This window comes from Candidatus Methylacidiphilales bacterium (genome assembly GCA_025056655.1).
Lineage (GTDB): Bacteria > Verrucomicrobiota > Verrucomicrobiia > Methylacidiphilales > JANWVL01 > JANWVL01.
The window spans coordinates 1-23,939 of record JANWVL010000073.1 but is presented as its reverse complement, the minus strand read 5'-3'; the positions used below and the strand labels follow the sequence as shown (position 1 = coordinate 23,939).

Genomic DNA, 23,939 nt, shown 5'->3' with positions numbered 1-23,939 from the left:
GGTTCATTGTGGGGAGGGTGGGGGTGGAGGGGAGGGGATGGGTGGAGTGGTGATGGGGTTGCCGGGGCCCACTGGTTTTTGACTGAGTTCTTTGACTGTGAGTGGGATGGCTTTTTCGATGGGGATGTGAACGATACCGGCGGCTTGATCTATCCATCCGTAGGAGTGGAGGCGTAGTCGTTCTTCTTCTTGGAGTTTGGAGAGTCGCTCGAGTCTGGCTTGGGCGGCTTTTTCATCGAAGGTGGGGTTTTTGGCGCGTTCGGTGGTGATGAGGTAGTAGGCGGCAATGCCGAAGATGAGGAATCCGAGGAGGGCTAGGAGTTGGCCGCGGAGGGTTTTGGGGTCTCGTGGGGAGGAGTTGGGGGATGTTGAGGGGGAAGCGGACATAGATGTGTGGCTAGTTTGAGACGTGTAGGGATTCTTGGAGGCGTGGATCGCGGAGGGGGATGAGGGCTGAATTTCTTGCGTTTCGGATGAGGAAAGCGGTGAAGAGGGCGGCCATGCCGAGCCAGGCGGTGAGGTCCATGATGTGTAGGAAGATGCCTTGTGGATGTTTGCGGGGGAGGATGATCCAGTAGTGGTCGGCTGCGTGCATGAGGAGGAGCCAAGCGGCGATGCTGGCGAGGATGTGGGGTTTTCGTTTTGTAATTTGAAAAAGTAGGAGGAGGAAGGGGATGATGAAGTGGCCGATGACGAGGAGTAGGCTGAGCCAATACCAGGAGCCTTGGTTGCGCTGGATGTAGAAGGTGGTTTCTTCTGGGATGTTGGAATACCATATGAGCATGTATTGGCTGAAGGCGATGTAGGCCCAGAAGACGGTGAAGGCGAGGAGGAGCTTGCCCATGAGGTGGTAGTGTTCTTTGTTGATGACGTCGTTGAGGTAGCCGAGGCGTTGGAGGGTGAAGGTGAGGATGATGAGGAAGGCTAAACTGGATAGGGCTGAGCCGGCGAAGATGTAGACGCCCCACATGGTGGAATACCAGTGGAAATCGAGTGCCATGAGCCAGTCTATGGCGGAGAACGTCGTGATGACGGCGAAGAGGGGGAGGGCGATGAAGGAGATTTTTTGGAGGCGGAGTGTGTGGGTGGGGTAACCGTCGTGGTCTTGTGCGATGGAGTGGCGGCGGAGGAGGTGGATGAGGTAGATGAGTGTGCCGAAGTAGAAGAGGGCTCGGATGGTGAAGAAGGGGATGTTGAGAAATCCTTGTTTATGGGCGTAGATTGGGTCGCCGGCGGTGTATTGGGGGTCCATCCATTTGTAGAGATAGGGGAGGACGGGGATGAGGGGGAGGGCGAGGAGCGCGATTAGTGGGATGTTGGCACCGATGTTTTCCATTTGGCGGCGAACGACGATCGACCAGCCGGCGTTGGTGGTGTGCTGGAGGATGACCCAGAAGATGCCTCCGAGTGTGAGGGTGAAGAAGAAGTAGAAAGCAAAGAGCCATGAGTGGGCAAATTGTTTTGTGAAATCTTTGTTGATGAATGCGAGGGCAATGGTGATGAGGAGTAGGATGATTCCGCCTGCGAGGAGGGTTTTTTCCAGCTTGCGTGTGGCTGCAGGGGGGAGGGTGACGTTTGCGGTGGAGGGGAGGGAGTGGGTCTGGGTGGTCATGGGGTGGGTGGTTTTTGTGAGGCGGTGAGGCGTGTGCGCTGCTCGGGGGGGAGGTCGTCGAGGGAGGCGTTTTGGGAACGTTGGAGGGCGCGGATGTAGGCGACGATGGCCCAGCGGTCTTCGAGTTGGATGTTGGAGCCGTAGCCATACATGGTGCCTTTGCCGTGGGTGATGGTGTTGTAGATTTCGCCGTCATCCATTTTGAGGAGGCGTTCTTGGTGGAGGTTGGCTATGCCGACGAGGCCGTATTGGCTGGTGATGCCGTTGCCGGCGCCTGTTGCGCCGTGGCAGATGGCGCAGTGGATGGAGTAGCGTTCTTGGCCGCGGAGGAGGAGGGATTCGGTGACGGGGATGGGGATGCCGTTGCCCCAGCGGTTGCCGATTCGGCCGGTGTAGAGGTATTCGTTTTCGACTGGGATGTGAGTGGGGATGGTGCCGGGGATGGGCATGCGTGCGGCTCGGCCGTCGGGGAAAAAGTCGCTGGGTTTTTGGGGTTTGATTTTTTGTTGGCGATCCATGTCGTCGAAGATTTCGATGGGGGTGCGTTGGGTGAAGTCGCCTTGGCGGCCTGCGATGAAGATGACGAGGAGGATTGTGAGGAGGAGGCCGAGGAGGTAGTAGCGCATAGGTTATCTTGGGATCAGGGTGATGTTTTTGCCGCCTAGGGAGGCAAGGAGTTCGGCGGTTTTTTGGCGGTCGTAGCGGGGGTCGGCGGCTTCGATGATGAGGAAGAATCCGTCGTCTGTGGCTTTGGCGAAGTAGTCCCAGTTGAAGACTGGGTTGTAGAGGCGCGGTAGGCGGTTGGTGATGAGGACGCCGGCGATGGTGCCGAAGGCGGTGAGGAGGATGGTTAATTCGAAGAGGACGGGGAAGAAGGCGGGGAGGGCGAGGTAGGGTTTGCCTTGAACGACGAGGGGATAAAAGAGGTCGAGGAGCCAGCCTGAGGGGATGTGTGCGAGCCATTGTGGGCGTGGGATGGAGGTGAGGATGGTGAGTAGGAGGCCTGTGGTGAGGCCTGTGGCTCCACCGATGAAGGCGAAGACGGAGACTTTGGACCAGTTGAGGCCCATGGCTTTGTCCATGCCGTGGATGGGGAATGGGGTGTAGACGTCCCACCATTTGTAGCCGGCGTTGTGGATGGCTTTGGCGGCGTGGAGGAGGGAGGCGGGGCTATCAAATTCGGCGCCGATTCCCCAGGTGAGGGTGGGTTGGGGGGTGGTAGTTTGTTGGGGGGAGGCAAGTTGGGTGCTCATGGCGGGTTAGTGGTTGGTGGTGTGGGGGGAGGGGTGGGGATGTGGGTGGGGGTCGGCTTGGGGCATGACAGCTTTGACTTCTGCGATGGCTATCATGGGGAGGAAACGGATGAAGAGGAGAAAGAGGCCAAGGAAGAGGCCTAGGGTGCCGATGAAGGTCCAGATGTCAACCCAGGTGGGTGAGAAGTGTCCCCAGGAGCCGGGGAGGAAGTCGCGATGGAGGGAAGTGGCAATGATGACGAAGCGCTCGAACCACATGCCGACGTTGACGAAGTTGGCGACGATGAAGACGATCCAGAGGTTGTTGCGCATTTTTTTTGACCAGAAGAGTTGTGGGGCGACGACGTTGCAGATCATCATGGCCCAGTAGGCCCACCAGTAGGGGGCTGGGGGGATGCCTAGGAGGGGGCCGAAGATGAAGGGGTCGGCGATGCGGTTGCGGAGGAAGACCCACCATTCGTAGGGGTTGCCGCTATACCAGGCGATGAAGAGTTCCATGAGGTAGGCGTAGCCGACGATGGATCCTGTGAGGAGGAGGATTTTGCACATGTTGTCGATGTGCTTCATGGTGATGAGGTCGTGGAGGCCGTAGAGGATGCGGGCGGGGAGGAGGATGGTGAGGACCATGGCGAATCCACCGAAGACGGCGCCTGCGACGAAGTAGGGGGGGAAGATGGTGGTGTGCCAGCCGGGTATGACGGAGGTGGCGAAGTCGAAGGAGACGATGGAGTGGACGGAGAGGACGAGGGGTGTGGAGATGCCGGCGAGGATGAGGTAGGCTTTTTCGTAGTTGCGCCATTGGCGGTTGGCGCCTGTCCAGCCGAAGGAGAGGATGGCGTAGATTTTCTTTTTGATGCCGGTGGCGCGGTCGCGGAGGGTGGCGAGGTCGGGGATGAGGCCGAGATACCAGAAGAGGACGGATACGGTGAAGTAGGTGGAGACGGCGAAGACGTCCCAGAGGAGGGGGGAGCGGAAGTTGGGCCAGATGGCGTTGGCTTGGGGGACGGGGGCGAGGAACCAGGCCATCCAGACGCGGCCGACGTGGAGTGCGGGGAAGAGGGCGGCGCAGATGACGGCGAAGAGGGTCATGGCTTCGGAGGCGCGGTTGACGGCGGTGCGCCATTTTTGGCGGGTGAGGAAGAGGATGGCGGAGATGAGGGTGCCGGCGTGGCCGATGCCGATCCAGAAGACGAAGTTGGTGATGTCCCAGGCCCAGGCGACGGGGGCGTTGTTGCCCCAGACGCCGACGCCTGTGGAGATGAGGTAGCCGAAGCAGAAGATGGAGATGGCGGTGAGGATGGCGCAGATGGTGAGTGCGATCCACCACCAGAGGGGGGTGGGGCCTTCGACGATGGAGCAGATTTTTTGGGTGACCCAGGAGAAGGGGCGGTTGTTGAGGACGAGGTGGGGGCGGGCGATTTCGGCTTGGGCGGCTTGGAGTTCTTGTGGGGTGGGGGCGGATAGAGACGTTGTGCTGTTCATGGTTTAGTGGTGGGTCTCGGTGTTTTGGGGTGGGTGTTTTCCGATGTTGGAGAGGCCGTAGCGGTGGGCGTCGGGCATGCGGGGGTTGGTGTTGCGGATGCGGGCGAGGTAGGTGACGCGGGGTTTGGTGTTGAGGTAGGTGAGGAGTCCGTATTCGAGGTTGTGGCCTTTGAGTTTGGCGATTTTGCTTTGGGGGTCGGCGAGGTTGCCGAAGGTGATGGCTTCGGCTGGGCAGGCTTGTTGGCAGGCGACTTGGAAGGAGTCGGTGGGGATTTGGGTGTGTGGGGTTTGGCCGGCTTTGATTTTGGCTTGGATGCGGGCTTCTTCGATGCGTTGGGTGCAGAAGGTGCATTTTTCCATGACGCCGCGCATGCGGACGGTGACGTTGGGGTTTTTCTGCATGGCGATGAGGGCGTCGTCGTTGATGGTGCCGAGTGGGCCGGCGTAGAGGTTGGAGAATTCGATGGGGCCGATTTTTTTGCGTGCGATGACGTTGCGTTTGTTGAAGTCGAAGTAGTTGAAGCGGCGGACTTTGTAGGGGCAGTTGTTGGCGCAGTAGCGGGTGCCGATGCAGCGGTTGTAGGCCATGACGTTGAGGCCTTCGTCGTTGTGGACGGTGGCGTTGACGGGGCAGACGGTTTCGCAGGGGGCGTTTTCGCAGTGCATGCAGAGGATGGGTTGGGTGAGCATGGTGGGGTCGTCGGGGGCTTGGCCGAGGTCTTGGTGGTAGTATTCGGTGGAGCCGTAGTAGCGGTCGATGCGGATCCAGTGCATTTCGCGGCCTTTGTTGATTTGTTCTTTGCCGACGATGGGGATGTTGTTTTCGGCTTGGCAGGCGATGACGCAGGCGTTGCAGCCGGTGCAGGCGGAGAGGTCGATGATCATGCCCCATTGGTGGGGGGCTTTGTTGATGTTGCCGGTGTGGGGGTCGTCTGTGGTGTAGGGGTGGGGGTAGATGGATGGGTAGCGTGGGAAGTCTTTGTCGCCGGGTTGGTTGAGGGTGGGCATTTCGTGGTCGAGGCCGAGGTGGTCGACGAAGTGGGGGTCGGCTTGGTATTCGGCGAGGGTGGCTTCGCGGACGAGGGCGCGGCCTTCCATGTTGTAGTGGGTTTGGGTTTGGCCGAGTTCGTAGTGTTTGCCGGTGAGGGTGATGCGGACGCCGAGGGCGAAGTAGGGGTTGGTGGTGGTGCGGAGGGGGTAGACGTTGGTGCCGACGCCTGCGGCGACGTGGCCGGCTTGGGTGGTGCGGCCATAGCCGAGGGTGAGGGAGATGCAGTCGTCGGCGTGGCCTGGGGCGATGTAGAGGGGGATTTCGATGGAGCGGTCTTCGAGGTCGAGGCGGATGATGTCGCCGTTTTTGATGGGGCGATCGGTGGCGAGGCGGCGGGCGGTGGCGGGGGAGATGAGGGCGGCGTTGTCCCAGGTGAGTTTGGTTTCGGCGTCGGGGAGTTCTTGTGCCCAGCCGTTGTTGGCGTAGCGGCCGTCGTCGAGTTTGGTGCAGCGGAAGAAGGCGATTTCGAATTCGTCGGCTGCGGCGACGGGTGGGGGGTTGTGTTGTAGGAAGGCGGCGGCGGATGTGGTGTTGAAGGGGAGGTTGAGTGGGGTGTATGCGGTGTTTTGTGCGAATCCGTCTCGGACGAAGCGTTTCCAGTCGGTGTCGAATTTTTGTGTGTTGGTTATTTCTTTGAAGGTGTCTTGGATGTGCTCGGGGCCTTGTGTGTGGGGGAGGCCGAGGAGGGCGGCGAGGGTTTGGTTTTCTGAGATGGCGTTGAAGAGGGGGAGGGTGAGGGGTTGTTGGGAGAGGTAGGTGCCGTCGGAGGCTCGTTGGTCGCCCCAGGTTTCGAGGTAGTGGGTGAGGGGGGCGTGGGTGTGGGAGAGGGCGGCTGTCTCGTCGTAATGGGTGCCAATGTGGATGACTTGGGGGATGTTTTTTTGGAGCTCAGGCCAGTGGAGGTCGGCGGGTGCGGTGTAGGCTGGGTTGGTGCCGATGATGATGAGGGTGTGGATTGAGCCGGTGTGGATGGCTTGGGCGAGGGTGGTGAGGGGTGCGGCTAGGAGGTAGGGGACTGGGTGGAGGTGGATGGATTGGCCGAAGTTGTTTAGGGCGGCGTTGATGCCGTAGGCGAGGAGGTGGCAGTGGGCGGGGAGTAGGCTGCCGGTGAGGATGGCGGAGCGGGTGCGGTGTTGCCAGAGGTCGAGGGCGAGTTCTTTGACCCATGTGTGGTGTTTGGTGCGGATGGAGAGGCTGCGGGTGAGGTTTTGTATGAGGGGCTTGAGGGAGGTGGCTCCGAGGGAGTGGAGTTCGTGGGCGAGGTCGAGGAGGAAGGCTCCCATTTGGCTTGCGCGGAGGCGTAGGCGGTGGTCTGCAGCTCCTCCGGTGATGGTGAATCGGCTTTCGACGGCGTAGAGGCGGTTCATGTGGGGGGTGGGGAGGTCTTGGCGGCGTCGTCGGGTGAAGCCGTTGATGGCGGGGATGCTGAGTTCGTCGCCTTGTAGGAAGTCGCATTCTACGGTGAGGATGATATCGGCTTTTTCCCAGATGGGGGTGATTTGGATTTTGCTGCCGAAGGCGACTTCGGCGGCGGCTAGGGGTTCTGTGGGGGCGAGGGGGTCGTGGGTGGCAAGGATGGCTTGGGGGAATTGGGATTGGAATTGTCGGAGGAGGCGTTGGGTGGTGGGGGAGACGGTTGGTTCGATGAGGAGGGCGAGGCCTTGGCCTTTTGTGGGGGTGTATTGTGCGGAGATTTGTTTTAGGATTTCGAGGAAGGAGTTTTGGTCTGTGATTTTTTGGTTGTGGATGTAGGTGCGGGAGCGGTCGGGGTCGTAGAGGTCGAGGATGGAGAATTGGGTGATGGCGTCGGTGCCTTTGTAGTTTTTGAGGAGGGTGTTGGCTTCGATTTTGGTGGGGCGGCCTTCGTGGGAGGTGACGACGATGGGGTGGGCGCCTTTTCGGCGTGGGATGGCAGTGGCGTAGGTGATGGGTTTGCCTGGGATGATGTATTCGGGGCTACGGGTGTAGGGGACGATGTAGGACTCGGGGCGGCGGCATGAGGTGAGGCCGAATCCGGCTAGGGCGAGGGAGGCGCCCATGAGTTGGAGGAAGTGGCGGCGGGTCACTCCATCGGCGTCGAGGTATGAGGCGCCTTCGGGGAATTCTTTTTGGAGCCAGGATCGGAATTCGGGGGTGTCGGCGAGTTCGTCGAGGCTACGCCAGTATTTTCGGCCGTTGAGGTTTTGTGGTAGGGAAGGATGTGTGGTGATTCGTTTCATGGAGAGAATGACTAGCGGTGGCAGCCGGAGCAGTTTAGTGGGGGTTGGATGTTGGCGGCTTTTTGGATTTGGAGTCCGATTTCGCGTTGGGTGGTGCCGACGGGTGGGGTCCAGTCGAGGTTGGTTACTTCTGAGGCTGGGCGGAGGTGGAATTCGGGGTTGCGGTGGCATTCGAGGCACCAGCCCATGCTCATGGGTTGGTGGTGCCAGACGACTTCCATGTGGTTGACGTTGCCGTGGCAGCTGACGCAGCTGACGCCACGGGTGACGTGGGCGGCGTGGTTGAAGTAGACGTAGTCGGGGGCTTGGTGGATTTTGATCCAGGGGATGGGTTTGCCGGTTTCCCAGCTTTCGCGGAGGACGGCGAGCTTGGGGCTATCTTTTTTGATTTGGCTGTGACAGTTCATGCAGGTTTGTGTGGTGGGGACGTTGGAGTGGCCTGAGATTTCGACGTGGCTGTGGCAGTAGCGGCAGTCCATGCCGAGTTGGTTTACGTGGAGGGCGTGGGAGAAGGCGATGGGTTGGGTGGGCATGTAGCCGACGCGGGTGTATTTGGGCGTGAAGTAGTATGTGACGCCGGCTACGGCGGCTGCGAGTGTGAGGCTGAGGCAGATGAGAATTTTTATGGGCAGCCAGTTGATGCTTGGGGGGAAGAGGTTGGCCATGGTGGGGTGAGTTGAAATTTAGGAAATATTCCTTAGGGGAAGTGGAATGGGTGGTATGGTGATGGGATCCATCGTCTTTCCCTTTGCTTGATGAGGGGCAGCATATGGGTGTGTCCGTTGGGACGATGGATTTTTATGCGTGATAATTTTTTTTTGCAATGGATAATTTGTGGTTTTAGAAAAAATAAGGGTGTGGCGAGTGGATGATAAGTTTTTCTAATAATTGAGTATGGGTTAAGGTGGTGTGGATTCTTGTTTTTAGAGTAGTAGTATTTGAGATTTGGTTGGGCGGAGGTGGGAGGAGGTGAGCTGAGTTTAGTTGCAATTTGTGTTGTAGCATGCGATGAACCCGTCAGCTTCTCCGGCTGCGTATGTGGCTTGGTGAGGTGAAGTTGTTTCTGTGCCTGTGGATTGAGTTTGTCCGACGAGATAGATGTTGCCTAGGGGGTCTGTGGCGACAGCGAAGCCTTGATCGTCTTGTAGTCGACCGTAGTATGTGCCCCATAGGCGTGAGCCGGATGGAGAGAGTTTGACTAGGAATGCATCTATCTTGCCTGATTTTCTGTTGCGGACGCCGTTTTGGGCGATGTTGTCGCGGGATGTGGTTTGTCCGGCAATGTAGAGGTTGTCGGAGGTGTCTGTGGTTATACCGAATGCGATGTCGTTACCTTTACCGCCGTAATAGGTTGACCATGTGAGGTTTCCTTTTGAGTCGAATTTGGCGATGATTGCATCGAAGGCGCCCCCTCCGTATGTGTTTTGGGAGGCGGATTTAGTGATGGCGGACTTGGAGGAGGTGCGTCCAGCGACGATGACGGAGTCTGCCGAATCAATGGTGACGGTGTGGAGCCAGTCGTTTCCTGGGCCGCCGATGTAGGTGCGCCAGTTGATGGAGTTGCCCTCGGGGTTGATGGAAAGGATGAAGCCGTCGTATATGCCGCCGCCGAAGGTATTTTGGTATCCTGAGGGCATGAGGTTGTTTTGGGTTGTGGTTTCGCCGACGATGATGATGTTTCCTTTTGAGTCTGCTGCTATGCTGTGGGCGATATCGGTAGATTCGCCACCGAAGTATGTGCCCCAGAGGCGGGCACCTTGTGATGTGAATTTGGCTATGAATGCGTCGGTGGTTTTGTTTTTGTTGGTTTGAAGGGCACCGGGTGAGGAGATGCCGGTGTTGGAGTGGGTGCGGCCGGTGAGGAGGATGTGGCCAGTGGGGTCGGTTGAGACGGCTGTTGCGTCGTCGCGTTGCGGGCCGCCGTAGTAGGTTAGCCAGATGAGTTTTCCTTGGTTTTCGTCAAGTCTTGCTAGGAATGCGTCATTGACGCCGTTGCCGCCGTAGGTGTTGTTAAAGCCGTTGAGGGCAATTTCATTGGAGGTGGTGGAGCCGGAGACGTAGATGTCTCCTTGTGGGTTGTGAGTGATGCTTAGGCCTTGGTCATCGCCGGCACCGCCGATGTATGTTGCCCATAGGCGTTTTCCTTTGTTGTCAAATTTTGCGACGAAGGCATCGTGGTCTGCTCCGCTGTAGGTATTTTTGTGTGTGCCGCTAGTGGCGATGTTTGTGGGTGAGTTGGTGGTTCCTGTGATGTAGAGGTTGCCGTTTGAGTCGGTGGTGACGGAGGTGATGGTGTCTTTTTCGTTGCCGCCGTAGTAGGTGGCCCAGCAGAGGTGGATGGTTGAGTCGGTGGTATTGGTTGATGGGGAGGGTGTGGAGGGGGTGGGTTGGGAGTTGGTTTGAGGTGGGCTGGCGGTCTGGGTGAGACTAGGGGTGGAGGGGCTTTGATTGAGTGTTTTGGGAGGCGTGGGTGGGGTAGAAGTTGGAGTGGTAGAGGGGGTGGAATTGTGTAGGGTATGAGTGGATATGGTTGATGGGGCGGAGGTAGGCAATGTAGTCGTGACAGGATCAGAAGGCGGTGGCGGTGTCTGAGAGGAGGGAGGCTGAGGAGGGGTGGTGGCGGCAGGGGGTGTGGGTGGTGGGGTGTTTTGTGACGGTGATGGTATTGAGGGCTGAGTCTGAGGTTGAGGCGCTGAGACGACGATGGTGAAGGTGTAGATGGGGCTAGGGGTGCCGTTTGTGGCCTGTATGCTGATGGGGTAGGAGCCTGGAGTGGGGATTTGACCTGTGAGTAGTCCGCTAGGGCTGATGTTGATCGTTCCTGGTAATGTTCCAAGGGCGAAAAATTGGCTTGGTGAGTTTGTGGCGGTAAATTGGTGTGTTATTGGCTCGTTGGCCATGGCTTGTAGTTGGTTGTTGGGTAGCGGGGTGGTTTGTGGGGAGTCTGTGGGATTGTTTATGGTTATCTGGGTAATTGCGGATATGGAGTGACCGCATCCGTCATAAACGGTGTAAATGAGTTGTTTTGGGCCTGATGTGGGTATTTGGGGGGTGCCGAATATGGTGCCAGTGGTGGGGTCAAAATTTAGGCCTTTAGGTAGTCCTGAGATGTTCCATGTGAGAGGCTGGCATGATGGGTCGTAGGTGACTGGTGGAGGTGTGAATCCGATGTATTTGGCGCCGACGTTGCCTGAGGGTAGGGATTTAGGGAGTATGGGAATGGTGGGGGGCGTCGGGCCAGATGAGGTGGGAGGGTGGGATGGAGTGGAGGGCGATGCGATAGGTGTGGTCGATGTGGAGGGAGAGGGGTTGGTATTTTGCTGGCTGGGTGGTGAGGTGTAGTTGTTGGTTGATGTGAATGTTGTAATCGAGTTTGTGGTATTAGAGTCGGGGTCTGGGTTGACTGTTATGGATGTGGTTTCACAGGTGGTTTGGTTACAGGAATCGGTGACGCAGATGTTTATTGTGGCCGGGGTAGTAGTTGGCCGGAGTGGGGTGCCTGAGATTGTGCGAGTGTTGGGGTTGAAGTTTAAGCCTTGAGGTAAGCCAATTACAGACCATGACGAGGCGGAACAGTTAGGATGAGTGACGGCTTGTTGGAAGGTGTAACCGGAATAGGGGCGGCCAGCTTGGGCTTCGGGTAACGTTGGTGGAATGGAGGGTAGTATGGGTGGAGGTGTTGAGTGGATGGAGAGGGTGGTGGAGGTGCATTCGTTGTTATTGCATTGATCCCAGGCGCAAATCATGATTGTGGCTGGAGTGGATGTGGCAGTCGATGGAATGCCTGAGATGACACCTGTGAATTGGTCAAACTGTAGGCCAGGTGGAAGGCCGAAGACGTTCCAATAGACAGGGCTGCAGTTCGGGTGGGAATTGAGAGGCGGAGGTGTATAGCGGTAATGGGAACCGACGTCGCCCGATGGTAGCACGGAGGGGATGTTCGGGGGCGTGAGAACGGGGGTCGGGTCGATGATAATTTTTGTATCACTACATGCGGTGTTGCCACATTTATCGGTGATGCAAAATCTTAAGGTGCGGGCACCAGAGGTGGGCGCTGTGGGTTTGCCTGAGATTCTGCTGGTTTGGGGGTTAAAATTGAGTCCTTCTGGAAGACCGGTGATATCCCATGTGATTGGGCTACAGTTCTGATGCCCCAATTCTGCTGAGGATGGGGTGAATCCGGCATAATCGAATCCGGCGATACCAGGTGGTAGGTATTCGGGGAGGGAGGGGGCTTTCGGTCCGGGTGGTTGGAGGATGGTCAGTGATGATCCGGGAGAGCACACGGTCTGGTTGCAGGCATCGGTGATGCAGAAGGTGACCGAGACAGCCCCACTGGTAGCCGAGGATGGGGTTCCTAATATCTTGCCAGTGTTTATATCATATGATAGTGATGGAGGTAAGCCGATGATATTCCAGGTTACAGGCTGGCAGTATTCGTTGACCTGTGGAGCGGGTGGTGTGTAACCAACATATGGGACAGAGACAAATCCCGATGGAAGTTCAGAGGGGATTTGAGGAGCGACAGGGGGTGTGATTTGTGGGATGATGATAATTTGCGTGTCTGTGCAAGAGGATTGGTTGCAGTTATTTTGAATGCATATTTTTACATTTTTGAAGCCGATTGAATTTGAGGGTAGAGGTGTTCCACTGATATGCCCCGACTGAGGATTGATTGTCATACCTGCAGGGAGTCCAGTGGCAGACCAAGTTATTTGGGAACATGAAGAACTTTTGGGAACCGCGGTGGGGGGTGTGTAACCCTGGTATGGTTCTCCTATAACAGCATATGGGAGTGATGAAGGTATGTTTGGGATTTCCAGTGGGGGATAGGAGACAGAGATTCTCACGTCGGTTGATGTGGTGTTGCCACACTTATCTTTGATAGTGATTTTGCTAGTGTAGTTGGCAACTTGGGTGGCGTTTCCCGTGATGGTTCCGTTTGAGCTGATTATAGTGAGGCCAGGGGGTGGGTTGGAGATTTCCCAGGTGACAGGCTCACAGTCAGAGGTGACTTGTATGTTGCTCGGGGTAAGGGTCGTGTGGGTGTTATGGGTGATGTTGATAGGGTCATTGCCGTAAAGTAGCTTCGGAATGACGGGTGGCGGGCAAGGGATAGGGGGTATGTTCGGTATAGTGGTATGGGTGAAGTTTCCCGTGAGTCCATCTTTGATGGTTATGGAGAGGTCGTTAGGTTTATTGGCTTCGGTTCCTGTGAGGGTGAAAGTGCCTGCGGACACTTTTGGAAGCGTATTTTCTGGGACATGAGACCAGCCGATGGGGTTTGTGTTATCTGATGGGCGATGAGCTATAGTTATAGTGGTGTTTTGGTTGCAGGTGGGGAGGGGTTTCCAGTTAATTTTGATGGAGTTGCAGCCTGTGCTTGTGGCTGTGAAGTTAAGATTGGGTGCTGTGCATGGTGGGAAGACTTGTATGAGAAGGTTTTGGGTTGCACTTGCGCCGCAACCGTCTGTGACAGTTACTGTAACGGGGTAATCGCCCAGAGTCGTAGCTGCACCTGTTATTTGGCCGTTCTGGGGGTTTATTGTTAGGCCTGGGGGTAAACCTGTGGCAGTCCATTTTATATTTGATTTACACGTATCGTAGATTGTGGTTCTAGGTGCAGGTATGTTGGTGGCGTTGAAGGCGTTTTGCGTAACGATCACTGTGGGTTGAGGGTAAGGATCGAGTTGTGGGCGAGCGTTTGCGGGAAGAATGTTAACCTTGATGGGTATGCTTGTGATTTGACTACCGCAACTATCTTTGGCTGTAATGTTTGATATGCTGAAGAAACCTACGGTGGTTGGTATACCGGTGATTTCGCCGGTCTGTGGATTAAGATTTAAGCCGCTAGGTAGACTGGAGGTAGTGCTAAAAGTGACTGGTATGCATTTGGGGTGGACGTTATAGGGATTTGCTTTGAAAGGCGTGATTTGTGATCCTACGTAGCCGTAAATTATTTGCGGGCTTGGGTAAATACCGTTTTGAAAAGTGATTTGTGGGCATTTGACTTCTATTGGGAGGAGAGAGACTCCCACGCCATTCATATTTCCGGAGATATTGTAATATTGACTCACAGTGCCGTTTTGACTTCCTTTGACAGTAGCAAGTCTGATGTAGTATGATGTATTAGATAGGTTATCTAGGGTGAACTTTTTATCTGTAATAAGAGGGCGTAGGTGAGTAGGAACATCTATCCAACTGATATCGTTAGCTCTTTTGTATTGGATTGCGAGGTAGTCGTTACTTTGACATGTGGCTGTAGGAGACCAGTCTAGATCTATGGATAGACAGGATCCGGTTGCCTTTGGAGCTAAGTTACTAGGTTCGCATGGAACGAAGCCTGTAATGTTGATGTTAAGAGTGCGGGTGACCGTGTTATTGCATTGATCTCTTGCAGTGATAGTAGCAGTGAAGTTACCCTGCTGCGTTGGAGTGCCGCTGATTTCACCTGTAGGAGAAATTCTTAAACCTTGAGGTAATCCAGTAGCAGTGAAAGTGATTGGCTGATAAGCATCATTTGTATTTGCTCCGGAAATAGTGTAATTAAGCGGCATATTTGCTATGCCACTAGCGTTAGGTAGAGTAGTTGGCAGTGTCAAACTACCCGAGCCCACACGAGTAGTGAATTTGCGGGTGATTGTTTTGCCACAACCATTCTGTGCTCTGACTATAACTTCGTAAATGCCTGCCTTGGAGTAAGTGCCGGTAACCGTGTTATTGCTTGAATTAAAATTTAATCCCTCTGGTAAGTTCTCGACGTTGAGCAAAACTGGCGAACAAATTGGTATTGTTTGCGTGCGGAGGGCGTAATTTGCAGTGCTGCCAACAGTAGCGCATTGTGGTGCTTGAGATGCGTCTAAGAGATATTCCGAAAATTTAGTCAAAAGAACCTCATCGCTTTCTAATAAGGTTTTGTGGGTATTTGGTGTGACCGCATTTGAGTTGTGGTTAGTCATGACAGTAGCAACGTATATGGAGCCATCATTTGCCAGAGCAATAGGTCTTCTAGATTGAGTGCGGGGCACAAAACTCGAAGTTACCTCTAAATCAGGAACCCCCCATATCAATGTGCTCCAAACGCGCTTGCCAGTGAAACCATCAAACTTCGCTAACATGGACGAAGAGATATTTGAGAAATTAGTATGGCTGATAAAGGCACCCGGTGAGATCAAGACCGAATCGTTTATGGTAGATGAGCTTTTGGTGTAACTTCCTGTTACATACACATATAGTTCATTGTCGATATCCAGACTTGTAAATGTTTCTGCGTTACCGACACCGAAATAAGTAGCCCAAACTTTGGTTCCGGTTGATCCGGAATACTTCGCAATAAAAAGCGTCAAAGTATCCGCCAAACTTGGTTTGTTCTACGTCTGGTGTGGCAAATGGGATAGCTTTATTACAGATCGGGTCGCCACAAGCGGTTTGTCCAACGATGTATATGTTATTTTGATCATCTGTCTTTATGTCACGCACTACTCCAGGGAAATAAGTTCCCCAAATTCTATTTCCGAAAAATCCAGATAGTTTTAGAATATATCCCCTGTCTGCTTGTGAGCCGCCCGAGGATAATTTTTGGAAGCTATCTAGTTCTGTTCCTGGAGTTGCTAATGTCTGGTAAAAAATGTCACTCGATGTTGGGTTTAAGGTTCCTCCAATGTAGATATCACCAAGGCGATCGCTTGTAATCGAATTGTAGTGGGCACTTCCAGGAACATATGTCGCCCACTACAACTTTCCGTCGGAATTATTAAATTTTGCAACATAAGTTTGATTAATTGTGTTATTTGTTGATAATTTATCTATGTATGCCCCAGGGGTCGTTCCAATTTCTCTTGAATTTGTTGTTCCTGTGATAATAGGATTGCCGTGGACGTCGACAGTTAAATCGTTTGTCAAGTTTCCTCGCGCTGCATCATATTCGGACAGGTTATTTGGTGTGGAAAAATTGATGCCTCCGAAACGTGTAGACCAGATGATGGACCCGGAATTTGAATTTATTTTCGCTAAAAACGCATCGTCACGATCTGCGAGCGGATTTTGTGGATTGGTTGAATAAGGTTGTGATTTGTGGACCCCAGTAGTTACAAATCTTTGAAACGATGTTGAAGAATTTGAACTGTTCGAAAAGATTCCTGACACGAATAGGTCATCACCATAGACCGAGACACCGCTGAGGATGGTGTTTTCTGCACCAAAGTAGGTGCTCCATACCACCTGACCTGTATTCGGGTTCAATTTGGCTATAAACCCTATAATACTGTCTCCAGTTTCCCAATTTTGTTTTATCGCTCCAGCACCTGCAATCTGATTTTGGCTGGAAGTTGATCATACCACATAGATATTACCTTCTTGATCGGTTGCTATAGCGTTTGGCGTTTCACTGGCTATTCCTCCAAAGTAAGTAGCCCATTCCCGATAAGGCAGTGCATGAGTTGTTGTGATTACAATCGCTGAAATAGCCCCAAATACTAGTGATAATTTAATGCTTATTTTCATTCTTATTCAATAATACGAGCAAATTTTAACTGATTTATCAAGTATTTTTTTAAGTTAAATTATAGTGTATGCAAATTACAATCGCTCATTTTCACTAATTTATTCAATTCTAGCAATAGGCAGCAAAGCATTAAAAATTAACGAAATAAATATAGATACTCGTTCAATTAAGGAATTATTATCACGGTTTATTTGCAACTGCTAGTATCGGTTGAAAATGAGGCGGGACATTTTCGGGTTCGAGTAGTTGGATTAAAATTTTTGTGTAACCGATTTCTCTAAGCCAAAGGTGAAGATCGGTGGGCTTAAACCCCAGCCAATAGTCGCCATAAAGCTCGCGGGCTTGATCTACGTGATGTTCCATAAGGTCAAGGATCAAGATGCGGCCTTTAGGTTTTAGGATTTTGAAAGCCGCTGCGATTGCTTGTGGGGGGCTAGGCACATGGTGGAGGGCTTGGCTGAGCAATACGATGTCTACAGAGCGTGCGGCAATCGGGGGCGCTACGATATCGCCTTGGCGAAACTCTAAATTTTTAATCCCGTGAGCTCGAGTTTCGGCTTGGCCTACGGCGATCATCTTAGGAGAAATATCAACGGCAATCACTTTTTTTGCTCTTTGTGCGAGGAGTTGCGATAGCCAACCTTCGCCTGCTCCCAAATCAGCTATGACTAGATCGTCGGGAACGAGTTGCGCTAGCAAAGGCCCCACAGCTTGCCAAGAGCGGCCAGGGCAAGGGATTTCCCCCATCTTTCCGGCGATTTTGTTAAAGAAATTTTGTGCAGCCTGCTGGCGTTGTCGCAAGATAACTTGGAGTGCAGCTTGATCTCGCTGCGCCTCAGGCAGCGCCTGATACATTTCCATAGCGGCTTGGGTTACCGCCTGAGCCACAGGATCTAGGTTTTTTTCTGCTTTGTAATATATGTGTTTTCCTTGACGGCGGGATTCTACGAGTTGCGTTTGCCGCATCAACGCCAGATGATTGGAAATTGTGGACTGAGATTGGCCGAGCACTTGCTGTATTTCTGCCACTGAAAGCTCTTCGCGACTGAGAATGCCATACAGCCGTAGCCGCGTGATGTCGGAAAGCAGATGCCAGATTTTTTGAAGTTGTGTAGATGGAAGGGACATGATGCGGAGTGGTTAAAAGAGACAGGGGCTCACTAATTAAATTGTTTTATCATGATATGACAATGGAATAATCCTTGACGGGCTATAAAGAGCAGTTACCGTAATGATGGCTGTATGTCAAAAAAGTATATCTTCTCATCTGAATCCGTTACAGAAGGGCATCCGGACAAAGTCGCAGATACAATATCGGATGCCGTGCTCGACGCTTGCCTTGCTCAAGACCCACTGAGCCGTGTGGCATGTGAAACATTAGTCAAAAGCAACCTCGTCGTTGTCGCCGGTGAGATCACGACTAAAGCCAAGATAGATTATGTCGAAATCGTTCGCCAAGCCATCCGCCGCATCGGTTACTGCTACGAAGGCGACATATTCCATGCCGATCGTGTCCATGTCCTTAACGCCCTCACACCGCAAAGCCCCGATATTGCACAAGGTGTCGACGAACGCCAGGCCGAAGGAAAAGCTACCGCCGAACAAGGCGCCGGCGATCAAGGCCTCATGTTTGGTTTTGCCTGCAATGAAACCCCCGAGCTCATGCCTGCTCCCATCGTCTTTGCCCATCGCATCGGTCGCCGCCTCACAGAAATCCGTAAACAAAATCCCTCCACCTGGATCCGTCCCGACTCCAAGACGCAGGTCTCCGTTCAATACGAAGGTTACCGCCCTATTCGGATCGACGCCATCGTGGTCTCCACCCAACACGCCCCAGAAATCAAGCACTCCCAAATCTACGACTTCGTTGTAAATGAACTTATCCCGCAAGTCATCCCTGCTGAATTGATCGATAACAAAACACGTTTCCTCGTGAACCCCACTGGGCGCTTCGTCATCGGAGGGCCAGAGGGCGACAGCGGTCTCACTGGCCGCAAAATCATCGTAGACACCTACGGCGGCATGGGGCGACACGGTGGCGGGGCTTTCAGCGGCAAAGATCCCACCAAAGTCGATCGCAGCGCAGCCTACATGGGACGATACGTCGCCAAAAACATCGTTGCCGCTGGTCTAGCCGATCGCGCCGAAGTCCAATTCGCCTACGCCATCGGCTATCCCGAGCCTGTTTCCATCTGCGTAGATACCTTCGGCACAGGAAAAATCCCCGATGAAAAAATCGAAGCCGCCGTCCGCGAAGTCTTCAGCTTCAAACCTGCCAACATCATCCGCCAGCTCAACCTCCTCCGCCCCATCTATTCCTTTACCACCAACTACGGCCATTTCGGCCGCGAAGACAACCTGGATGCCCTCACCTGGGAGCGCATCGATAAGGTCGAAGCACTTCGAGCCGCTACTGGCCTCAATTAAACTACCTAACCACAAACCCCTCCAGACTCACACCCTGCAAGACACCTTCCAAAAAAAACACCAAAAACAAAAACCACCCACAAGCCTATGTCCACCACCCTCAAATCCCCCATCCACCAAGACTACAAAGTTCGCGACCTCTCCCTAGCCGAATGGGGCCGCAAAGAAATCACCATTGCCGAACACGAAATGCCCGGCCTCATGGCCGTCCGTGAAAAATACGCCCCACAAAAACCCCTCGCAGGCGTCCGCATCACCGGCTCTCTCCACATGACTATCCAGACTGCCGTCCTCATCGAGACCCTTGTCGAGCTAGGCGCCACCGTCCGCTGGGCATCCTGCAACATCTTCTCCACCCAAGACCACGCCGCTGCAGCCATCGCCGCACGCGGCATCCCCGTCTTTGCCTGGAAAGGCGAGACCCTCGAAGAATACTGGGACTGCACCTGGCGCGCCATCTACAACCCCCAAGGCCAAGGCCCCCAACTCGTCGTCGATGACGGCGGCGACGTCACCCTCCTCCTCCACAAAGGCTACCAAATGGAAGAAGGCGACCCCTGGGTCCATTCCCCATCCGAAAGCCAAGAAGAACAAATCATCAAAAACCTCCTCAAACGCATCCACGCCGAAAACCCCTACGTCTTCCACGAAATCGTCCGCGAATGGAAAGGCGTCTCCGAAGAAACCACCACCGGCGTCCACCGCCTCTACCGCCTCCAAGCCGAGGGCAAACTCCTCGTCCCCGCCTACAACGTCAACGACTCCGTCACCAAATCCAAATTCGACAACCTCTACGGCTGCCGCCACTCCCTCATCGACGGCCTCAACCGAGCCATGGACGTCATGATCGCCGGCAAAGTCGCCGTCGTCTGCGGCTACGGCGATGTCGGCAAAGGCTGCGCCCAATCCCTCCGCGGCCAAGGCGCCCGCGTCATCATCACCGAAATCGACCCCATCAACGCCCTCCAAGCCGCCATGGAAGGCTACGAAGTCACCACCGTCGAAGACACCCTCGGCCGCGGCGACATCTACGTCACCGCCACTGGCAACGTAGACGTCATCACCCTCGACCACATGCTCCGCATGAAAGACCAAGCCATCGTCTGCAACATCGGCCACTTCGACAACGAAATCCAAGTCGACCGCCTCAACGCCTACCCCGGCATCCGCAAAACCAACATCAAACCACAAGTCGACAAATACACCTTCCCCGACGGCCACGAAATCTACCTCCTCGCCGAAGGACGCCTCGTCAACCTCGGCTGCGCCACCGGCCACCCCAGCTTCGTCATGAGCAACAGCTTCACCAACCAAGTCCTCGCCCAAATCGACCTCTGGAAAAATCGCGAACTCTACAAACCCGCCGTCTACGTCCTCCCCAAAAAACTCGACGAAGAAGTCGCACGCCTCCACCTCGAAAAAATCGGAGCCAAACTCACACGCCTCACCCCACGGCAAGCCGACTACATCGGCGTCCCCATCGACGGCCCCTACAAACCCGAACACTACCGCTACTAATCGCAACCACTACCGTAATTCAGGGCTGAAACTTTAACACGTTAACCGCCAGCCTTCTAACTCCGAATCCACCGAGAGCGCCCCGAATCCATGGAGAGCGCGGTTCCACCCGCGCTAAGGTCGGTGGTGGAAACCGAGCCTCTATTTGAGGTGTTATGGCACAACCTACGCCAAAATCATGAGACGTCTGGCTGTTAGGAATTAGACGTGTGGCTGTAAAAAGTTAGACGTCTGGCTATTTGACGGGCTGGCGCGGATCAGGCAGCATCGTTTTCATGACTCATCAACAGCGGGGTGGTCGTTTTCATGAGCCGGTGGCAGATGCCATGCGACGTTTCAGCCAATCGGTGAGTTTTGATTGGCGCCTGTATCGTGAAGATATCGAAGGAAGCATCGCGCACGCACGGATGCTTCGAAAAATCGGCATTCTCAAGCCAGAAGAGCTTTCGGCTATTGAAAAGGGGCTTCGCCAAATCGAAAAAGAAATCGAGCAAGGTGAATTTCACTGGCGCGAAGATTTGGAAGATGTGCACATGAATATCGAAGCGGCTTTGACGGCTATCGTCCCTGTTGGTGCGAAGCTGCACACGGGGAGAAGTCGCAACGATCAAGTGGCCACAGACGTGCGTCTTTGGCTTAAAAAGGTGGTGTTGCGGCAACAGAGCACGTTGCAGGAATGGCAGCGCGTCCTCTTAAATCGGGCTGAGCGGGACATAGACGTTCTTTTGCCGGGCTACACGCATCTGCAGCGGGCTCAGCCAGTGCGGTTGGCGCATCATTGGCTCGCCTATGTCGAGATGGCGGCACGCGATCATGATCGTCTGCAGGATGCATTGAAGCGGATCGACGTCCTTCCTCTCGGCAGTGGTGCACTTGCTGGGAGCATGTTGCCTTTGGATCGAGAATTTGTGAGGCGAGAGCTGGGTTTCGCTGCGCTTTCTCGCAACTCGATGGACGCAGTGAGCGATCGAGATTTCATCGTGGAATATGTGGCGGCTGCTACGTTAATCGCGGTGCACCTTTCGCGCTTGGCCGAGGATCTGATCTTGTGGAGCAGCGCGGAGTTTGATTTTGTGCGCGTGCCGGATGCTTTTGCGACCGGGTCGAGCTTGATGCCGCAAAAGAGGAATCCAGACGCGGCTGAGTTGGCGCGGGGTAAGGTGGGGCGTGTGTTGGGAAATCTGGTGAGTCTTGTGACGATGCTCAAAGGGCTTCCGATGACTTACAATCGGGATCTGCAAGAGGATAAGGAGCGGCTTTTCGATACTGTGGATACGATCGATGGCATTTTTTCGGTGATGATTCCGATGGTGCGCGATTTGGTGATCCGTGAGGAAGCTTGTCTTAAGGCGGTAGAAGATGCGCAGCTTTTGGCGACGGATGTAGCGGATTGGCTCGTGACGCACGGTGTGGCGTTTCGCGATGCGCATCACATTGTGGGCCGATTGGTGAAAGTGAGTGAGGAGCATGGATGCTCGCTTAGAGAGCTTCCTCTTGTGGAGTGGAGAAAGGTCTCACCGATTTTTGATGAGAGGGTGTTGGAGGTATTTAAGCTTCCGGATGCGCTAGAAAAGCGGGTGATGGTGGGGGCGCCGTCACGTCGCAACGTCGTCGCAGCGATTGAAGAGTGGAAAGGGAAGTTGTCATGTTGAGCTAAGCGAGATAAGGGAAAAGACATGTTTCGGTGGCAGGCTTGTCCGCAAATTCGAATCATCGAGCATCCGTTACTTCAGACAAAGCTGACCATTTTAAGGGACCGCGAGACTCCGACGACGGTGTTTCGTGAGACGTTGCGGCAGATGGGGGCGTTGATGTTATTTGTGGTGAGCCGAGATTTCGAGACGGAAAGTTGTGCTGTGCACACGCCGATCGAGGCTACGCAAGGGATGCGGTTGCGTCGGCCGGTGGTGTTGGTGCCGATTTTGCGCGCGGGGTTGGGCTTGATCGATGGGATGCTGGATCTTTTGCCGGGCGCTCTTGTGGGGCACATTGGGATGAGTCGAAATGAGGAGACGCTGGTGCCGCATCGTTACTACGGGAAAGTGCCGAAGGCGATTGATGAAGCTGAAGTGTTGATTTTGGATCCGATGTTGGCGACTGGAAACAGCGCGGTGGCGGCGATCGATGAGGTAAAGCGGATGGGGGCAAAGAGGATTCGTTTTGTGTGCCTTTTGAGTAGTCCGGAAGGGCTTGAACGTTTGCATCGGGTGCATGCGGATGTGCCGATTTTCACGGTGGCTGTGGATCGGATGTTGAATGATCAAGGATTTATTATGCCTGGCTTGGGGGATGCTGGGGACCGTTATTTTGGGACTTGAGGAGCGTGCTATTGGAGATGAGCTTGTTGCCAGTCTCTAAGCTGTTTCAGGGCTTTCCATGCGGCACGAGAGTCGATCAGCTCAGCGGCGAGTCGGTAGCCGGAGGTTATGTCGGAGGTTTTTTCTGCAATAGTGAGAGCCACCGCGGCATTGGCTACCAGAAAGGAACGAGCGGGGCCTTGTTCTTTTCCTTGTAGAACGGCTTCGATCAATTGAGCGCTTTCTTGAGGATGGGCGACAAAGACTTTTTCAACGGCATAGTGGGGCTGGATGTTTTGGAGTGAAATGGGGATGTGCGGGTGTGAGGTCCAAAGTTGACCTAATCCGTAAGGGCTGACTTCGCCGCAGGGACGGCCGTCGGGAAGTTCGCCATAGACGACGGCGAAACGTTGGCAGCCGATTTTTTTGAGGGCTGCATGGAAGAGTGGGCCGTGTTCTTTTTTGAAAACGCCGAGGATTTGGATGCGGGGGCGGAGTGGATTGAGGAGGGGGCCGAGGAGGTTGAAGATGGTGCGATGGCCCGCGGAGGCCAATTCTTTGCGGATCGGTGCGATAGCTTTGAAAGCGGGATGCCATTGAGGGGCGAAGAGGAAAGCGAAGTGAGTGGTGCGGAGTTGTGCTTCGATTTGGTCGGGAGAGAGGTCTATGCGAAGGCCGAGCGCTTCGAGCACGTCTGCGCTTCCGGAGGATTTTGTGATGGCGCGGTTGCCATGTTTGGTAATGGTGAGGCCGGCGGCGATGAGGACGAAAGCGGTGGCAGTAGAGACGTTGAAGAGGGGGAGTGCTCCACCGCCTGTGCCGCAAGAGTCGAGAAACGGCGTCGTATCGGTTTGAAGAGCCAGAAGGCTTGCTGGTGGCGGCGTGGCTAGTTCTCTAAAGCACAGCGCAAAAGCGGCGAGTTCATCGGCTGTCTCGCCGCGTTGTTTGAGGGCTAGGAGATAGGCCTTTTTGTCTTCGCTGGATTGGTTTGGATCCAGCAGGAGGCGGATGAGGGTGGGGATCTCATCGAGAGGGGTGGTTTGGCCTGCGTGACAAAGTTTTGCGGCTTCTTGTAGGGAGAGCATGGAGGCCAGGTTGGCGTGTTTTTTTTAATGGAGCAAGTCTAGCTCAGGCAAAAGATTGAAGCCTGAAGGAATGGAATTGGCGTTTGAAGGTTTTGTTTGCTAGAAGGGGCGGCATGGTGACGGAATGTTGGCGACAAATGAGCGTTGAGAAGGCTCATGAAATTATTCAAACGGTGCATGAGACAAACAAGAAGCTGTATCGCAAAACGCTGGAACTTTTAGCTCCACACATGGGGAAGAGAGCCGCGATTATTTTAGAGATGCCGAAGAAGGAACGGCATCAGGTGTGGATTGAATTTTTCAAGCAGGAAAGGTTTGCGACGTTTGCGTTTAACTTTCTTTCATGGTGGCTGATGGAGCGGCATCGACCGATGCTTTCGGCTTGGCTTACGCATCTTGGGATCGAGCATGAGTCGGGCATTGCAACGGAGTTTCCTGATGGACAGCCTGCAGCGGAGGTGTTGGCGGAGGGAGTGGAAAAGCTTTTGAGAG

Annotated in this window: 17 protein-coding genes and 2 pseudogenes; 5 read left to right on the top strand and 14 right to left on the bottom strand. The window is 54.3% G+C overall.

Annotated elements, in window-relative coordinates; translation table 11 throughout:
* Positions 1-3 precede the first annotated feature (3 nt).
* The 13 genes and pseudogenes from NZM04_04325 to NZM04_04265 all read right to left on the bottom strand — a co-directional run bounded on the left by NZM04_04325 (position 4) and on the right by NZM04_04265 (position 17,248).
* On the bottom strand, positions 4-387 hold the full coding sequence (locus tag NZM04_04325) for a hypothetical protein (GenBank protein ID MCS7063260.1): 384 nt from the start codon (positions 385-387) through the stop codon (positions 4-6).
* A 10-nt stretch (positions 388-397) separates the two neighbouring features.
* Entirely contained in the window at positions 398-1,612 is a 1,215-nt protein-coding gene (locus NZM04_04320) for a hypothetical protein (protein MCS7063259.1), read from the bottom strand.
* The gene (locus NZM04_04315; GenBank protein MCS7063258.1) at positions 1,609-2,238 is read right to left on the bottom strand and encodes a cytochrome c; all 630 of its coding nucleotides are present in this window, start codon (positions 2,236-2,238) and stop codon (positions 1,609-1,611) included. The genes NZM04_04320 and NZM04_04315 overlap by 4 nt, the downstream gene beginning before the upstream one ends.
* A gap of 3 nt (positions 2,239-2,241) precedes the next feature.
* A complete protein-coding gene (locus tag NZM04_04310; GenBank protein ID MCS7063257.1) occupies positions 2,242-2,865 on the bottom strand; it encodes a DUF3341 domain-containing protein in 624 nt (207 codons plus the stop codon).
* Positions 2,866-2,871: 6 nt separating this feature from the next.
* Complete coding sequence (gene nrfD / locus NZM04_04305) at positions 2,872-4,347, bottom strand: polysulfide reductase NrfD (protein ID MCS7063256.1); 1,476 nt, start codon at positions 4,345-4,347, stop codon at positions 2,872-2,874.
* A gap of 3 nt (positions 4,348-4,350) precedes the next feature.
* Positions 4,351-7,617: a TAT-variant-translocated molybdopterin oxidoreductase gene (locus tag NZM04_04300; protein ID MCS7063255.1), complete on the bottom strand. Its 3,267-nt coding sequence runs from the start codon at positions 7,615-7,617 to the stop codon at positions 4,351-4,353.
* Positions 7,618-7,628: 11 nt separating this feature from the next.
* Positions 7,629-8,282 (bottom strand): cytochrome c family protein, encoded by a 654-nt coding sequence (locus NZM04_04295; GenBank protein MCS7063254.1) that lies wholly within the window; start codon positions 8,280-8,282, stop codon positions 7,629-7,631.
* A 315-nt stretch (positions 8,283-8,597) separates the two neighbouring features.
* Positions 8,598-9,395 (bottom strand): SBBP repeat-containing protein, encoded by a 798-nt coding sequence (locus NZM04_04290; GenBank protein MCS7063253.1) that lies wholly within the window; start codon positions 9,393-9,395, stop codon positions 8,598-8,600.
* A gap of 11 nt (positions 9,396-9,406) precedes the next feature.
* Positions 9,407-9,520, bottom strand: a pseudogene (locus NZM04_04285) (energy transducer TonB).
* 139 nt (positions 9,521-9,659) lie between these two features.
* Positions 9,660-14,576 (bottom strand): annotated as a pseudogene (locus NZM04_04280) (putative Ig domain-containing protein).
* Between the two features lie 772 nt (positions 14,577-15,348).
* Complete coding sequence (locus NZM04_04275) at positions 15,349-15,858, bottom strand: hypothetical protein (protein MCS7063252.1); 510 nt, start codon at positions 15,856-15,858, stop codon at positions 15,349-15,351.
* A 90-nt stretch (positions 15,859-15,948) separates the two neighbouring features.
* Positions 15,949-16,119: an SBBP repeat-containing protein gene (locus NZM04_04270; protein MCS7063251.1), complete on the bottom strand. Its 171-nt coding sequence runs from the start codon at positions 16,117-16,119 to the stop codon at positions 15,949-15,951.
* 181 nt (positions 16,120-16,300) lie between these two features.
* Entirely contained in the window at positions 16,301-17,248 is a 948-nt protein-coding gene (locus NZM04_04265; protein MCS7063250.1) for a metalloregulator ArsR/SmtB family transcription factor, read from the bottom strand.
* Positions 17,249-17,362: 114 nt separating this feature from the next.
* Between NZM04_04265 and metK the strand changes: the two genes are divergently transcribed.
* From metK to upp, 4 genes are all read left to right on the top strand, one after another.
* Positions 17,363-18,547: a methionine adenosyltransferase gene (metK, locus tag NZM04_04260; GenBank protein MCS7063249.1), complete on the top strand. Its 1,185-nt coding sequence runs from the start codon at positions 17,363-17,365 to the stop codon at positions 18,545-18,547.
* 87 nt (positions 18,548-18,634) lie between these two features.
* Positions 18,635-20,065 (top strand): adenosylhomocysteinase, encoded by a 1,431-nt coding sequence (gene ahcY, locus NZM04_04255; protein ID MCS7063248.1) that lies wholly within the window; start codon positions 18,635-18,637, stop codon positions 20,063-20,065.
* A 275-nt stretch (positions 20,066-20,340) separates the two neighbouring features.
* A complete protein-coding gene (gene argH / locus NZM04_04250; protein ID MCS7063247.1) occupies positions 20,341-21,717 on the top strand; it encodes an argininosuccinate lyase in 1,377 nt (458 codons plus the stop codon).
* Positions 21,718-21,741: 24 nt separating this feature from the next.
* Positions 21,742-22,383 (top strand): uracil phosphoribosyltransferase, encoded by a 642-nt coding sequence (gene upp, locus NZM04_04245; GenBank protein MCS7063246.1) that lies wholly within the window; start codon positions 21,742-21,744, stop codon positions 22,381-22,383.
* Positions 22,384-22,391: 8 nt separating this feature from the next.
* Here the strand turns inward: upp and trpD are convergent, their stop codons facing one another.
* On the bottom strand, positions 22,392-23,447 hold the full coding sequence (trpD, locus tag NZM04_04240) for an anthranilate phosphoribosyltransferase (GenBank protein MCS7063245.1): 1,056 nt from the start codon (positions 23,445-23,447) through the stop codon (positions 22,392-22,394).
* Between the two features lie 92 nt (positions 23,448-23,539).
* On the opposite strand from trpD, the gene NZM04_04235 reads away from it, so the two are divergent.
* Positions 23,540-23,939 (top strand): hypothetical protein (locus NZM04_04235; protein MCS7063244.1); only part of this gene is annotated, 400 nt, incomplete at its 3' end.